The following is a 14,291-nucleotide window of genomic DNA, read 5'->3' as shown; positions in this document are numbered from 1 at the left end:
GCGGTGGGCGGGTCCGCGATGTTTCTGTGCTTCGGTGCCGGACGGTCGCACAACACACCGATCGTGCCCAGAACTCACGAAACGGAGCCGCGGACGCGGTCCGTTTCGGTTCGCGCGTCCCGGGCCGGGCCGGGACGGGGCGGCCGGCGCCCCCGGCGCCCGAGGGGGCGCCGGGGGGCCGGGGTCGTCAGTCGGTGAAGGGGATCGTGACCGAGGCGCCGCCGTCGGGGCCGACCAGGACCCTTGAGGAGGCGTTGCCCAGGGCGCTCCACAGCTCGACGCGGACGGAGCCGCCCTCCAGGTCGCCGAGGGAGCCGTCGGCGCTCGCCGCTCCCTGGCCCTGCGTGTACTCCTCCCAGCCGTTCAGGTCGTTGGTGGCGAAGTAGCGGTAGGTCTCCGTGCGGTCGTCGGTGCCGTCGCCGTCCAGGTCGTAGACCACGCGGACCTGGACCGCGTTGCCGACCGCGTTCCCCGAGTCCACGGGCAGTGAGAACGCGGTGGCGCCGCCGGTGTGGGTGCCGGTCAGGTCGTCGGCGCGCAGCACCACTCGGTCGCCCGGCGGCAGGCCGTCCTGGTTGCGTCCCCCGGCGGAGGCCACGGTGATCTCGCCGGCGGAGCCGTGCGGGGCGTCCGAGAGCGCGGAGGGCGTCAGGTGCAGGCCGCCGTCGCCGACGTTGCCCTCACCCGGGCCGCCCGGGTCTCCCGGATCGCCGGGGTCGCCCGGGTCTCCGGGGTCACCGCCGCCGCCCTCGCCCGTGGTGGAGGCCAGCGAGCGCGGCCCCACCTCCAGTTCGACGCCGTCGGAGAAGGTGACGGTCAGCGGGGAACCGGAGGGGTTGAAGGCGACGTGGGTGCGCTCCCCGCCGTCGGTGAAGACGGCGTAGTGCGCGGTGTCCGCGGTGACGGAGGTGTCCACGGTGCCGACCTCGGCGAGCGTCGAGACCCACTGGTAGGTGTGCGGCTTGGACTCGCCCGCCTCCGGCTCGTAGGTGCTCCACTGCTCCTCGAACATGCGCAGGGCGTCGTCGCCGTCGGAGAGGGCGCGGTGCTCCCAGTGGATGTCGCGCCAGATCTGCGGCTCGCGGCCCAGCCGGTCCACCAGCGACTCGTACATCGCCCCGGCGTGCTCGGGGTCGTGCCCCAGGTACAGCGAGCTCGCCGTGATGGGCAGGTAGTTGATGCCGTAGTGCTCCTCGGCACCGCCGTCCCACCAGATGCGGTAGTCGCCGCCGTCGCCCCACACCATGCCGACGACGTCGTGCTCGAACCCCTCGGGGAAGGTGTCGCCGCCGTGGTTCTGCCAGTAGCGGGTGATGGCGGAGGCCTGCGTGGTGTGCAGGTACACGCCCAGGTCGCGCAGCTCCTCGTCGCCGGTCAGGGCGCCGAACAGCGCGGTGGCGGCGGCGAAGTGCATGCCCTCGGAGGAGGACTCCTGGTTGTTCCCTGCGGCGAACCCCGCGTGCCCGGAGGCCCACCCGTGTCCCGCGTAGGGCGAGAAGGACCGCAGGCGCGGGAACATGTCGCTGTTGGGGTCGGTCTCGGCCACGTCGCGGATCAGCAGGCGGACCATGCCGCCCCAGGCGTCCTCGGCGGCCCAGGCGCTGTCGTAGCGGGCGACGACGGCGGCCGCGGAGACGAAGTAGCCGTAGTGGAAGTCGTGGTCGTTGACCTCGGTGGCGGCGCCGAAGCTGTCCGGGTAGCCGAGCATGGTGCCCCAGTCCGCCTCGTAGGCGAACTGGCGGGTCCCTCCGGCCGTGAACCAGTCCTCCAGACGGCCCCTGACCAGGTCCAGCAGCGCGTCGCGGCCCTCGGTGTGGCCGATGGAGTCGGCGATGGGCACCAGCTGGGCCAGCCTGCCCAGCGCCTTGCCGTCCCAGTAGGTGTCGCCGGGCTCGGGGAAGTGCTCCTGCTCGGCCAGGACCTCGTCGATGAGCTGGCGCATGCGGTCGTGGTCGGCGCTGTCCACGGTCGGCAGGCTGGGCAGGATTCCCTGGGCGGCCAGCTCGGTGGTGAAGCTCGCGCCCTCCGCCACGCGCATCTCACCCCGGGGGGAGGAGTAGGACAGGTCGGTGACGGGGGTGGAGGCCTCCTGCCAGTGGTGCGGGTAGAGGGCCATGAGCGTGCCCTCCCCGCTCCCCTCGCGCGGCTCGGTCTCCACCCGGTAGGTGCTGGTCAGGGTGGCGGCGGCCTCGTCGTAGTCGTACTCCACGCGGGAGCCGGTGACGAAGGAGTGGGCGTAGGGGGCGAACGCGTCCAGGTCCTCGGGGGAGGGCAGGACCGCCACGGAGTAGTGGCCCTCGGCGCCGGTCGGGGCGGTGAAGGTGTCTCCCGAGCGCGTCCAGGGGGCGTCGGAGGGGGCGAACAGCGCGTAGTGGCGGCCGCCCACGCTGGCGCCGACCACGGAACCGTCCTGGTGCCAGATCTCGGGGGTGCCGGAGAAGGTCACCTGGGCGTCGCCGCCCGCGGTGTCGGCGTAGGCGAAGGGCAGGCCCTGGCCGATGGTCACGCGCAGGGTCCGGCCGGAGCCCTCCCAGTGCGCGGTGACGGTCCAGTCGCCGTGGTCGGCGACCCGGGTGTCGGGGGAGGACAGCCCCTGCACCCCCAGGGACAGGTCGGCGGTGTGGGGGTGCTCGTACTTGAGGCCGTCGGCGACGAGCTGGGGGTCCTGCGGGTAGCCCATCTCCAGTCCGCCCTCGTGGGGGTGGAAGCTGGCGGGGTGGGCGAAGAGGTTCTCACCGTGGGGGCTGTCGGGGTAGCGCTGGAAGATGAGCGACGACCACCACTCGTTGGTGGGGGCGTGCCCCTCGAAGTCGTCGGTCACCTTGGGGTCGACCGGGGCGCCGTTGAGGTCGGAGGGTCCGGGGGCTCCGGCGGGGAGGGTGTCGCTGTAGCCGCCGGAACCGACGGGGACCTCGGCGGCCACGGCGGCCGGAGGGGCGGAGGCCACGCCCGCGGCGCAGACCAGGGCCGTGGCCGCGGCCAGGACGCCCATGCGCGGGGACCGCGCGCGCCGTGCGGTCGTCGGTCCGTTGGGGGGATGGTGGGGGGACGGTCGACTCCAAGGGTGCCGCATACTGCGCCTTTCGCTCGCTTCCGCGGGAGAGCGTCCGCCCTCTGCGGGCGGGAGCGCTCCCAGGCCTGAGCCTTGGTAAATGAGTGTTCAGTCCCGGTCGGACGAGCGCAATGCCGGGAAAGTGGAAAGTATCCTTTCTGTTACCGGGAGTGCCCGTGAGGAACGCGGGGGACCCCGTCCCAGGTAGGCCGCGTGGCCGCTCCGGGGCGTACCGAAGCCGGGCGGAGCGGAGCGGGACGGGCCGGGCGCACGGGCCGGGCCCCGTCGCGCGCGACCGGGCCTGTGGACAACCGCTCGACCGTCCCCCGGCTCTGGTACCAAGGGACGTATGGCCACACCCACCCCTGACAGCACCGTTCCCACCGCCGCGTCCGACGGCGCGCTGCGCGAGCGCGCCGAGGCGCACCTGCGCGCCCTGGCCGGGGACTCCGCCCGGCTGCGCGAGGACCAGTGGACCGCCATCCACGCCCTGGCCGCCGAGCACCGCAGAGCCCTCGTCGTTCAGCGCACCGGCTGGGGCAAGTCGGCGGTGTACTTCGTGGCCACCGCCCTGCGGCGCGCCGAGGGGGCGGGCCCCACCGTCATCGTCTCCCCGCTGCTGGCGCTGATGCGCAACCAGATCGCCGCGGCCGAGCGCGCGGGCATCCGTGCGCGCACCATCAACAGCTCCAACACCACCGACTGGGAGAAGGCCTACGCCGACGTTGCCGCGGGTCTGGTCGACGTTCTGCTGGTCAGTCCCGAGCGCCTCAACAACCCCGAGTTCCGCGACCGGGTCCTGCCCGAGCTGGCCGCGGGGGCGGGCCTGGTCGTCATCGACGAGGCCCACTGCGTCTCCGACTGGGGGCACGACTTCCGCCCCGACTACCGCCGTATCCGCTCCCTGCTGCACGACCTGCCCGAGGGCGTCCCGGTGCTGGCCACCACCGCCACCGCGAACGAACGCGTCACCCGCGACGTGGCCGAGCAGCTCCAGGCGGGCGGTGAGCGCGGCGACACCCTGGTCCTGCGCGGATCCCTGGAGCGCGAGAGCCTGCGTCTGGCCGTCGTCAGGCTGCCCGACCCCACCGCCCGGCTCAGCTGGCTGGCCGAGCACCTGCCCAAGATCCAGGGCTCGGGCATCGTCTACGCGCTCACCGTCAGCGCCGCCCAGGAGACCGCCCGCTTCCTCGCCCAGCAGGGCATGGAGGTGCGCGCCTACACCGGCCAGACCGATCCCGACGAGCGCCGCGAGGCCGAGGACGACCTGCTCGCCAACCGGGTCAAGGCGCTGGTCGCCACCAGCGCGCTGGGCATGGGTTTCGACAAGCCCGACCTGGGCTTCGTCGTCCACCTGGGCGCCCCGCAGTCCCCGATCTCCTACTACCAGCAGGTCGGCCGCGCGGGACGCGGCGTGCAGCGGGCCGAGGCGGTCCTGCTGCCCGGCCGCGAGGACACCCGCATCTGGGAGTACTTCGCCGGACTGTCCTTCCCGCCCGAGCAGACCGTGCGCCAGACCCTGGACGCGCTCTCCGAGGCGGGCGGGCCGCTGTCCGTCGCGCACCTGGAGACCCGGGTGGACCTGCGCCGCACCCGCCTGGAGCAGATGCTCAAGGTGCTGGACGTGGACGGGGCCGTGCGCCGGGTGCGGGGCGGCTGGGAGGCCACCGGCCAGCCGTGGACCTACGACGCCGAGCGCTACGCGGCCGTCAGCCGGGCGCGCGAGCGCGAGCAGCGCGCCATGCTCGACTACCTCGACCTGGACACCTGCCGGATGGAGTTCCTGCGCCGCCAGCTGGACGACCCCCAGGCCGTCCCCTGCGGACGCTGCGACGTGTGCACGGGTGAGTACTGGCCCGCGGACGTCGACTCCACCCGGCGCGAGGCCGCGGCCGAGCACCTGGACCGGCCCGGCGCGCCCATCGCGCCCCGGCGCCAGTGGCCGACCGGGATGGCAACCCTGGGCGTGGACCTGTCCGGCAAGATCCCCGAGGAGCTGCGGGCGGGGGAGGGCCGCGCCCTGGGCCGCCTCACCGACATCGGCTGGGGCAACGAGCTGCGCCGCGTCCTGGCCGCCGACGCCCCCGACGCGCCCGTGGACGAGCGCGTGCTCCAGGGCGTGGTGCGCGTCCTGGCCGACTGGAACTGGGAGCGGCGCCCCGTCGGCGTGGTGGCGATGCCCTCGCTCACCCGCCCCGGGATGATCGCGGACCTGGCGGAGCGGCTGTCCAGGCTCGGACGGCTGACGCACGTGGGGGCGCTGGAGTACCGCACCGAACGGGGCACCGGGCCGCGCAGGCACAACAGCGCCATGCGTCTGGAACAGGTCCACGCCGCCCTCGTTGCGGGGGAGGAGCTCACCGAGCGGATGGCGCGGCTACAGGAGCACACCCCCGGGCCGGTGCTGCTGGTCGACGACGTCACCGACACCGGCTGGAGCCTCACTGTGGGCGCCGCCCTGCTCCGAGGAGCAGGGGCGCCCCAGGTGCTGCCGCTGACCCTGGCCACCGCGGGGGGATGAGCGGCGCCCTGGTCGCGGCTGCGGCGGGGAGCCCCACGGGGGCGCCCTGCCGCGGGCGGGCGGGTTCCCGAAGCCTCGGTCGCCGGGACTCAGCGGATGCGCTGGCCGCGCGGTGCGCCGCGACGCACCGGCTGGCCCTCGCCCAGGTCCGGGCGGGCGCCCGGCTGGTGCAGGGCGCGCGCCGCCAGACGGTGTGCCCGGCCCAGCGCCTCCTTGGGGTGGCGGCCGAGCAGCCACGCGGGCAGGAACCCGGCGATGAAGGCGTCACCGGCGCCCACCGAACCCGGGGACGGGTCCACCGGCTCGGCCGGCGCCGTCACGCAGTCGTCGCGGGTCTTGGACGCCCACAGGCCGCCCTGCTCGCCGAGTTTGAGCACCACGTTGGGGTACCACGCTGTCAGCACCTTGGCGGCGGCCTCGGGCTCGTCCCGGCCGGTCAGCACCCGGGCCTGGTCCATGTTGGCGAACAGCAGGCGCGCTCCCTGCGTCCAGTCCAGGAAGTTCTCCGCGCCCGCGCGCTCCAGCGGCGCGTGCGAACCGCCGTCCACCGAGATCGACATCCCGCTCTCGCGGGCCATCCGCAGCGCCACCCGGGCGGCGCGCCGGGAGTCGTCGTTGATGAGGGTGTAGCCCGACACGTGCAGGTGCCCGTCCGGGCCGAAGACGTCGCGGGGCAGGTCCTCGGGCTGCAGGCGGGCGTTGGCGCCGGGATCGCTCAGCATCGTCCGGTCGCCCCGGTGTGTGATCATCACCACGCAGGTGCCGGTGGGCCGCTCCGGGTCCATCACCATCCGCGAGTCCAGGCCGTAGCCCATGAGTTCCATCTCACGGGTGCGCCCGGTGATGTCGGAGCCGCGGCGGCCGACGAACGTGGTGTCGGTGCCCTCCACGGCCAGCCACGAGGCGATGTTCGCCCCCGACCCGCCGCCGTACATGATCACGGACGCCGGAGTGTCGCTGCCGCGGGCCAACGGGTGGAACGCGCGCGCGACGGCGTCGGTCATCAGGTCACCGATCACGACCACTCGTGTCATTTCGCCAGCCACCACCGAGGGTTATCAGAATCCGTGCTCGCACGACGTTAACAGGTCAACCGTCAGCGGCGTGTAACGAAGTGACAGCACCCCGGCCACACCGCCTCCGGACATCCCGCGGAGCCGCGATCGCCTACTGGACGGCCGATCCGGTCCGCGGCCGGGGACGCTGGCCCCGGCCCGCGACCTCCGGGGGCGAGGGGACGCACCGTGCGCGGTCCCGAGCGGGGTTTTCGCGCCGCCCGCACGGACTTTCCCCGGATTCGGCCGTTTGTCGTCTAGTCTCGCAGTCGTGCAGTCCTACCCGAACCACTGGGAAGCCGACGTCGTCCTGACCGACGGAGGCACCGCGCACCTGCGCCCCATCACCCCCGAAGACGCTGACCTGCTCCGCGAGTTCCACGCCCGCCTCTCCCCGGAGACCATCTACTACCGGTTCTTCGCGCCCTACCCCAGGCTCTCCGACCGCGACGTCAAACGTTTCACCACGGTCGACTACGAGGACCGCGTGGCGCTGGTCGCCACCATCTCCGACTCCCTCGTCTCCGTGGTGCGCTACGACAAGGTGGCGCCGGAGGAGGCGGAGGTCGCCTTCGTCGTGGAGGACGCCCACCAGGGCCGCGGCCTGGCCTCGGTCATGCTGGAGCACATCGGCGCGGCCGCGCGCGAGCGCGGCGTGCGCCGCTTCATCGCCGACGTGCTGCCCGAGAACCGGCGCATGATCAACGTCTTCCGCGAGGCCGGGTACACCGCCCAGCAGACCTTCGACGAGGGCGTCATCCGCCTCACCCTGGACCTCCAGCCCACCGACGACTCCACCGAGGTCATGCGGGCCCGCGAACAGCGCGCCGAGTCGCGCTCCATCGCCCGCCTGCTCTTCCCGAACTCGGTCGCGGTCATCGGCGCCAGCCGCACCGCGCACACCATCGGCCAGACCGCCCTGCGCAACCTCCTGGGCGGGGAGTTCCAGGGGCCGGTCTACCCGGTCCACCCCGAGGCCAAGGCGGTCGTGGGCGTGCGCGCCTACCCCTCGGTCCTGGACATCCCCGACCAGGTCGACCTCGCCGTCGTGGCGGTGCGCGCCGACATGGTCGTCGACGTGGTCGAGCAGTGCGCCGACAAGGGCGTGCACGGACTGGTCGTGGTCAGCTCCGGATTCGGCGAGACCGGACCCGAGGGCCGCGCCCGCCAGGACGAGCTGGTGCGCACCGCCCGCGCGGCCGGGATGCGCGTGGTCGGCCCCAACTGCCTGGGCATCGCCAACACCGCCCCCGAGATCTCGCTCAACGCCACCCTGTCCCCGGACCTGCCGCCCACGGGCACGATCGGGTTCTTCTCCCAGTCAGGCGCCCTGGGCCGGGCCATTCTCCAGCGCGTGGCCGAGCGCGGCATGGGCCTGTCCACCTTCGTCTCGGCGGGCAACCGCGCCGACGTGTCCGGCAACGACCTCATGCAGTACTGGCAGGAGGACCCGGCCACGGAGGTGGTGCTCCAGTACCTGGAGTCGCTGGGCAACCCGCGCAAGTTCACCCGCCTGGCCCGGCGCCTGGCCAAGCAGAAGCCGGTCGTGGCGGTGCGCAGCGGCGGCTCGGCGCGGACCACGCCCACCGGCCACGCCGCGGGCGGGCTCTCCCTGCCCGACTACGCGGTCACCTCCCTGTTCCAGCAGGCCGGGGTGGTGCGGGTGGACGACATCACGCAGATGTTCGACGCCGCCCAGGTGTTCGCCTACCAGCCCCTGCCCCAGGGGCCCCGCGTGGGCATCATCGGCAACTCCGACTCCCTGGAGCTGCTGGTCAAGGACGCGGCCGTCCGTCAGGGGCTCAAGCCGCACGACCCGGTCAACCTCGGCCCCCAGGCCACCGCGGAGGACTTCGACCGCGCCCTGGAGACGGCCCTGGCCGCCGAGGACGTGCACTCGGTCGTGGTCGTGTTCGTCCCCGCGCTGCACCCCATCTCCGACGACGTCGCCCGCGTGCTTCGGGCCCGCTCCCTGGACTCGACCAAGCCCGTCGTCACCACCTACCTGGCCCGCCAGGGGGTCCCCGAGGAGCTGCGCCGCGTCGGCGAGCGGGGTCAGACCCTGCGCGGCTCGGTGCCCTCCTACCCCTCGCCCGAGGACGCCGTGCGCGCCCTGGCCTACGCCACCCGCTACGCCCAGTGGCGCGACCGCAGGCCCGGACGCCACCCCGAGCTGCCCGACATCGACGGGGCCCGGGCCCGCGCCACCATCGTCCGCGCGCTCAAGAACGCCACGCCCTCGGCCGAGGACGTCGCCTGGTTCGGCGGCGAGCGCCGCTACGACGAGGAGACGGCGATCTCCGGCGAGGACGCCCGTGACCTGCTGGCCTGCTACGGCATCGCCGCCTACCCCGACATCCCGGTGACCTCGGAGGAGGAGGCGGTGGTGGCCGCGGGCCAGCTGGGCTACCCGGCGGTGGTCAAGGCCGACTCGCCGGACCTGCGCCTGCGCGCGGGCGGCACGTTCGTCCGCGCCGACCTGCGCACCCCCGACGACGTGCGCAGCGCCTACGCGGCCCTGCACGACCGCTTCGGCGACGAGGCCTCGCTGGTCGTGCAGCGCATGGTGGCCCCCGGGGTGCCCACGGTCATCCGGGCGGGCGACAACCAGTCCTTCGGGTCGGTGGTCTCCTTCGGGCTGGCGGACGTGACCGCCGAACTGCTCGACGACCGGGCGTTCCGGCTGGCGCCGCTCACCGACATGGACGCCGCCGACCTCATCCACGCCGTGCGGGCCGCCCCGCTGCTGTTCGGGCTGCCCGCCGGTGCGACCTCGCTCGCAGAGCAGCCCAACGTGGAGGCCCTTGAGGAACTCCTCGTCCGGGTCTCGCGCCTGGTGGAGGCCTTCCCCGAGATCGGCTACGTCGACCTGGACCCGGTCCTGGTCAACGCCACCGGCGCCCACGTGCTGGGCGCGCGCATCTGGTTGCGCGAGGCCCCCGACGTGCGGCCCGACGCCGGGCCCCGGCGACTGCGCGGGGTGACGTTCTGATCATGGGATGGGCATCCCGTTTCACGTCACGGTCGCGAAGTGTCACGGGAAAGGGGCAGGATAGGAGTATGAGGAAAACACGCGCCGTGTCCACGGACTGGCGGACGGAGATCGAACGCAGCGGGTACTACCCCGCGCTCGTGATCGACGCCGTCGCCACCGCCCTGGGCAACGAGGGCGCCGAGGCGTTCATCGTGCACCACGAGGCGACCTTCGACCCGGCCATGGAGATGCGGCGGCACATCACGGTGATGCTGCTGACCGCGACCCGCCTCGTGGTGTGCCACACCGACGAGCACCCGCCCACCGATCCCGGCGGCACCTCGCACGCCTCCACCACCACCGACAGCATCCAGTTGGGCAACATCCAGTCGGTCGCCCTGACCCGTGTGGTGCCCAACCCCGCCCAGTACACGCCGGGCAGCATGCCCAGCGAGCTGGTGCTGAGCGTCAACCTGTCCGTGAACTGGGGTGCGATCGCCCACATCGACCTCGAACCGGCCGCCTGCGCCGACGAGGAGTGCGAGCTCGACCACGGGTACACCGGTGCGATCACCGCCGAGCCCCTCACCCTGAGGGTCAGCGAGGCCGCGGACGGGGCCGGGGCGGTGTCGGCCATGATGCACTTCGCCGACGCCCTGTCCGAGGCGACCACCCGCCCCTGAGAGCGCCGGGGCCGCGGAGGGCCTTAACCGCTTCCTCCGGGGGCCGGGCCGACCGGCGGCGGGTCCGCCGCGGAGCAGGCCCCGGACGCTCGGGGGCGGGGGCGCCGCGCCGCCGTGTCGCACGCGCGGCCATCCGTGAGCGGGACTTAACAAGCAGGATGTGAACAGACATGGTGTCCTGACGACCCGGTTGTCTAGGGTGGAACCGGATTCGTGTACGACGCCACGGAGCGAGACGCGTCCGGCCACGAGCCGGGCGCGTACGCGCGCCGCGACAGGCACGCGCGCGTTCCCCCTCTCCCGCATCCGCGAGTATGGACCCTGAGAAAGGCCCGCCTGCGATGACGCAGCACCCGTCCCCGACCCCCTCGGACGACACGCCCCTGGTACGCCTGGCCGTCGAGCGCTCCATCGCCACGGTCACCCTCGACTCCCCCCGCAACCGCAACGCCCTGTCCGCGCGACTGCGCGCGCAGCTGTCCGCGGCCCTGGCCGAGGCGGTGGCCGACGACGAGGTGCGCGCCGTCGTGCTCACCGCCACCGGCCCGGTGTTCTGCGCGGGAGCCGACCTGAAGGAGGTCGGCGCGGCCCTCCGGGGAGTCCCGGTCGAACCGGCGCCCGAGCTCCCCGAGATCTTCGAGCAGATCATGGGCGCACCCAAACCGGTGGTCGCCGTGCTCAACGGCGCCGCCCGAGCCGGGGGCATCGGGCTGGTTGCCGCCGCCGACATCGCCCTGGCACCCAAGAGCGCCACGTTCGCCTTCACCGAGGTGCGCATCGGCGTGGTCCCCGCCATCATCTCCGTCCCGGTGTCCGCACGGATGCACTCGCGCCAGCTCAGCCGCTACTTCCTCACCGGCGAGCTGTTCGACGCCTCCTCCGCCGCCAAGGCCGGCCTCCTCACCCAGGCCGTCCCCGACCGCGACATGCCGAACGCCGTGGACGCGATCCTGGAAGGGCTGCGGGGCTCGGCGCCGCGCGCGCTGTCGCGCACCAAGGAGCTCCTGGGCGAACTGGGTTCGGGCGCGCTGGCGGCTCCGGACCGGCGAGCCGGGGCCTTCGCCCGGATGGGCGAGCTGTCCGCCGAGTTCTTCGCCGGTGAGGACGCCGCAGAGGGCCGTGCCGCCTTCTTCGACAAGCGCGCGCCCCGCTGGGCCAGGTGACCCCGGCCGCGCACCCGTGCCACCCGGGTGCGTCCGCTCCCGGACGCGGGCCACAATGGTCGGGTGAGCTACTCCGGAGATACCAGGGTCGGCGGTCCCGCCGACCTGCGACGACTACCGCACCTGACCATCACCAAACTGGCCGTCGGCCCCATGGACAACAACGCCTACCTGCTGCGCTGCCAGGCAACGGGCGAGGCCGTCCTCATCGACGCGGCGGCGGAGCCCGACCGCATCCTGGAGATGATCGGCGAGGAGGGCCTGGCACGGGTGGTCACGACCCACCGCCACCAGGACCACTGGCAGGCCCTCGCCGAGGTCGTGGGCCAGACCGGGGCGCGCACGGTCGCCCACCCCGACGACGGCGACGAACTCCCGGTCTCCGTGGACGAGCCCGTCGTGCACGGGTCGCGCGTCCCGGTCGGGGAGTGCCACCTCACCGTCATCCACCTGCGCGGGCACACGCCCGGATCGATCGCCCTGCGCTACGACGACCCCGAGGGCCACACCCACCTGTTCACGGGTGACTCCCTCTTCCCCGGAGGCGTCGGCCGCACCTGGTCCGACGACGACTTCCGCGTCCTGTTCGCGGACGTGGAGGAGCGCCTGTTCGGGGTGCTGGCCGACGACACCTGGGTCTATCCCGGGCACGGACGCGACACCACCCTGGGCGCCGAGCGCCCGTACCTGGGGGACTGGCGCGAGCGCGGCTGGTAGTGGCCTCAGGCACCGAAGCAGCAGAACCCCGTACGCCCGAGGTGGACAGCCACCGCCTCGGGCGCGGGGACGCCCGCGACGAGCGCGCGGTGGAAGAGGCGCATGGCCTCGACGGTCCCCGCGTCCCTGACCGGGACGGGGCTGGCCACCACCGTGCGGACCCCGGCCGCGAGCAGCGCACCGGTGAACCCGAGCGGCGCCCCGGCGCGGTCCGCGAAGCCCCGGCCGCTCCAGCAGGTCGACAGCACCACCGTGTCCGGGGCCCGGGGCAGCCCGGCCAGGTCGCAGGCGAGCAGCGGTCCGTCGCCCAGGCCGACCGAGGCGAGCATGGGCGAGCGGCCGGGGACGCGCCCGTGTCCCGCCAGGTGGACCAGGTCGGCCCGGTCGAGGGCGGCCAGGACGTCGGAGCGCAGGGCCCGGTCGGCGCAGAGCACGCGCGCCCCCGGGTACACGTCGGCCAGCGCGGCCACCTCGCGTGCCGCCCCGTCCGGTTCGGGTGCCGCCACCAGCAGCACCCGCTCCGGCGGGCGGGGCACGGGGGCATCGGAGCGGGTCCGGTCCAGCCAGAACCCGGCGCCGGGCACCAGGTTCAGCGGACGGCCCCGCAACGCGGGGAGCATGCCCCAGGGGGGATCGCCGAGGTAGGCGTCACCGGCCACGATCAGCGGGCGGTCGCCGACCAGTGACAACAGCGGTTCGAGGAGGACGCGGGCGGCACCGTCGGCCGCCTCCCGCGCCTCACCCGGGTGCGGGGGGAGCGCCACCGGGTGGACGAACCGGGCCAGGGCCCGGGCCACGTGCGGGAGCGGCCCCAGGACGCGGGCGTGGACCCGTCCGGCCGTGGCCACGAGCGCGACGGCGTCCCCGCCCGCCCGTGTGTACCGCACGAAGGCCCGGTCGCCCAGCCGCTCCAGCAGTGCATCGGCCACGGGCGCCGGCGCGGGGACGCGGCGCGGCCCCGGGGCCCCGTGGTGCGCCTGCCAGCGGGCCGACTCCAGACGCCGGGCCAGGGCGTGCGGGTCGCGGCCGCGGACCAGGGCCGCACGGTATCGGTCGGCCAGCGAGGCCGTCGCCGGTGTGCGCACGCGGGGACCGGGGACGTGGGGCGCGGCCCAGGTCCGGGCCAGCTCCGCCCACTCCAGGGCGGTGGCCGCCTCCCCGGCACGCAGGGCGCTCTCCAGGCCCGCGCGGACGACGTGGGGGTCGCTCACCGCGTCCGCCAGCCAGGGGCCCGGCGCGAGGACGGTGTGCGCGTCCAGGGTGTCCAGGGCCAGCTGGGCGGCTCCGGTTTCCGACGGCCGCGGCGCGGCCAGGGGCGTGCGGACGGCCAGGGCGTTCCTGGCCCGGGCCACGGGGGAGGCGGTCCGGCCCTCGCGCAGCGCCATCCTCTCCAGGCGGGTGGCCAGCCGGTACCACAGCGAGCCCGTGCCGAAGGAGTGCCGTACCCGGCGGGTGAGCTCGACCGTGTGGCGGTGGTCGCCCCGCAGCAGCCGCAGTTTGGCCTCCACCAGCAGGGTGTTCGCCGACGAGCCCCCGGCCCAGGGGCCGTCCGCGAGCGCCGTCGCCGCCTCCTCCACCAGACCCTCGGCCAGCAGCGCCTCGGCCAGGTCCACGTGCAGCGCCTCCCTGCGGTCGGAGGGCAGCCGGTCGGTCAGGCCGTGGAAGGTGGCGATGGCCGTGGAGGCGTCGCCCCGGTAGAGGCTGAGGCAGCCCAGGTTCTGGCGGATGACCAGGTCCATCAGGGGCAGCCGGCGCTCCTCGGCCAGGGAGCGGGCCTCACGCAGGTGCTCCTCGGCCTGCGGGAAGCGGCCGCACAGCGTCTGCGCCAGACCCAGGTTGAGCAGGACTCCGGGCATCACCGTCGCGGACTCGGCCACCGGGTGGCCGCGCAGGCGCCGGTGGGCCTCGTCCAGCAGCGCCGCGGTCTGCTCGAACATGCCGCCCTGCGCCAGCCGCACCCCGTGGCTCACGCGGGCGAGCAGGGATCTGCCGGACCGCAGCGCGTGGCGGTCGGGGCAGGCGGCGGCGAGGGGGGACTCGCGGGAGAGGGGGGAGGGCTGGGCGCGCAGGGACACGTCCGACGCCTTTCACCGAGGGGGCGGGCCGCACCCAGTGATAGCAGCGCA

Annotated in this window: 8 protein-coding genes; 5 read left to right on the top strand and 3 right to left on the bottom strand. The window is 74.2% G+C overall.

Annotated features, from left to right (window positions below; translation table 11 throughout):
• Positions 1–187 precede the first annotated feature (187 nt).
• Entirely contained in the window at positions 188–2,992 is a 2,805-nt protein-coding gene (locus HGB44_RS10625; RefSeq protein WP_061078929.1) for a glycosyl hydrolase, read from the bottom strand.
• A 409-nt stretch (positions 2,993–3,401) separates the two neighbouring features.
• Between HGB44_RS10625 and HGB44_RS10620 the strand changes: the two genes are divergently transcribed.
• A complete protein-coding gene (locus HGB44_RS10620) occupies positions 3,402–5,573 on the top strand; it encodes a RecQ family ATP-dependent DNA helicase (RefSeq protein WP_061078930.1) in 2,172 nt (723 codons plus the stop codon).
• Between the two features lie 89 nt (positions 5,574–5,662).
• Here the strand turns inward: HGB44_RS10620 and HGB44_RS10615 are convergent, their stop codons facing one another.
• The gene (locus tag HGB44_RS10615; RefSeq protein WP_061078931.1) at positions 5,663–6,598 is read right to left on the bottom strand and encodes a carbohydrate kinase family protein; all 936 of its coding nucleotides are present in this window, start codon (positions 6,596–6,598) and stop codon (positions 5,663–5,665) included.
• 301 nt (positions 6,599–6,899) lie between these two features.
• On the opposite strand from HGB44_RS10615, the gene HGB44_RS10610 reads away from it, so the two are divergent.
• From HGB44_RS10610 to HGB44_RS10595, 4 genes are all read left to right on the top strand, one after another.
• The gene (locus HGB44_RS10610) at positions 6,900–9,620 is read left to right on the top strand and encodes a bifunctional acetate--CoA ligase family protein/GNAT family N-acetyltransferase (protein WP_061078932.1); all 2,721 of its coding nucleotides are present in this window, start codon (positions 6,900–6,902) and stop codon (positions 9,618–9,620) included.
• An 86-nt stretch (positions 9,621–9,706) separates the two neighbouring features.
• On the top strand, positions 9,707–10,285 hold the full coding sequence (locus tag HGB44_RS10605; protein WP_231972268.1) for a DUF5998 family protein: 579 nt from the start codon (positions 9,707–9,709) through the stop codon (positions 10,283–10,285).
• A 341-nt stretch (positions 10,286–10,626) separates the two neighbouring features.
• A complete protein-coding gene (locus HGB44_RS10600) occupies positions 10,627–11,448 on the top strand; it encodes an enoyl-CoA hydratase-related protein (RefSeq protein WP_061078934.1) in 822 nt (273 codons plus the stop codon).
• A 63-nt stretch (positions 11,449–11,511) separates the two neighbouring features.
• A complete protein-coding gene (locus HGB44_RS10595) occupies positions 11,512–12,165 on the top strand; it encodes an MBL fold metallo-hydrolase (RefSeq protein ID WP_061078935.1) in 654 nt (217 codons plus the stop codon).
• 5 nt (positions 12,166–12,170) lie between these two features.
• On the opposite strand, the gene HGB44_RS10590 is transcribed toward HGB44_RS10595, so the two are convergent.
• Positions 12,171–14,240 (bottom strand): CHAT domain-containing protein, encoded by a 2,070-nt coding sequence (locus tag HGB44_RS10590; protein ID WP_168444005.1) that lies wholly within the window; start codon positions 14,238–14,240, stop codon positions 12,171–12,173.
• Positions 14,241–14,291: the final 51 nt, after the last annotated feature.

Source organism: Nocardiopsis alborubida, from assembly GCF_012396365.1.
Taxonomy (GTDB): Bacteria; Actinomycetota; Actinomycetes; order Streptosporangiales; family Streptosporangiaceae; genus Nocardiopsis; species Nocardiopsis alborubida.
This window is presented reverse-complemented; position numbering and strand designations above follow the sequence as displayed.

Bases quoted from the DNA above. Each gene is read 5' to 3' on its own strand.
- HGB44_RS10625 (WP_061078929.1), bottom strand. From the start codon at position 2,992: ATGGGCGTCCTGGCCGCGGCCACGGCCCTGGTCTGCGCCGCGGGCGTG.
- HGB44_RS10620 (WP_061078930.1), top strand. From the start codon at position 3,402: ATGGCCACACCCACCCCTGACAGCACCGTTCCCACCGCCGCGTCCGAC.
- HGB44_RS10600 (WP_061078934.1), top strand. From the start codon at position 10,627: ATGACGCAGCACCCGTCCCCGACCCCCTCGGACGACACGCCCCTGGTA.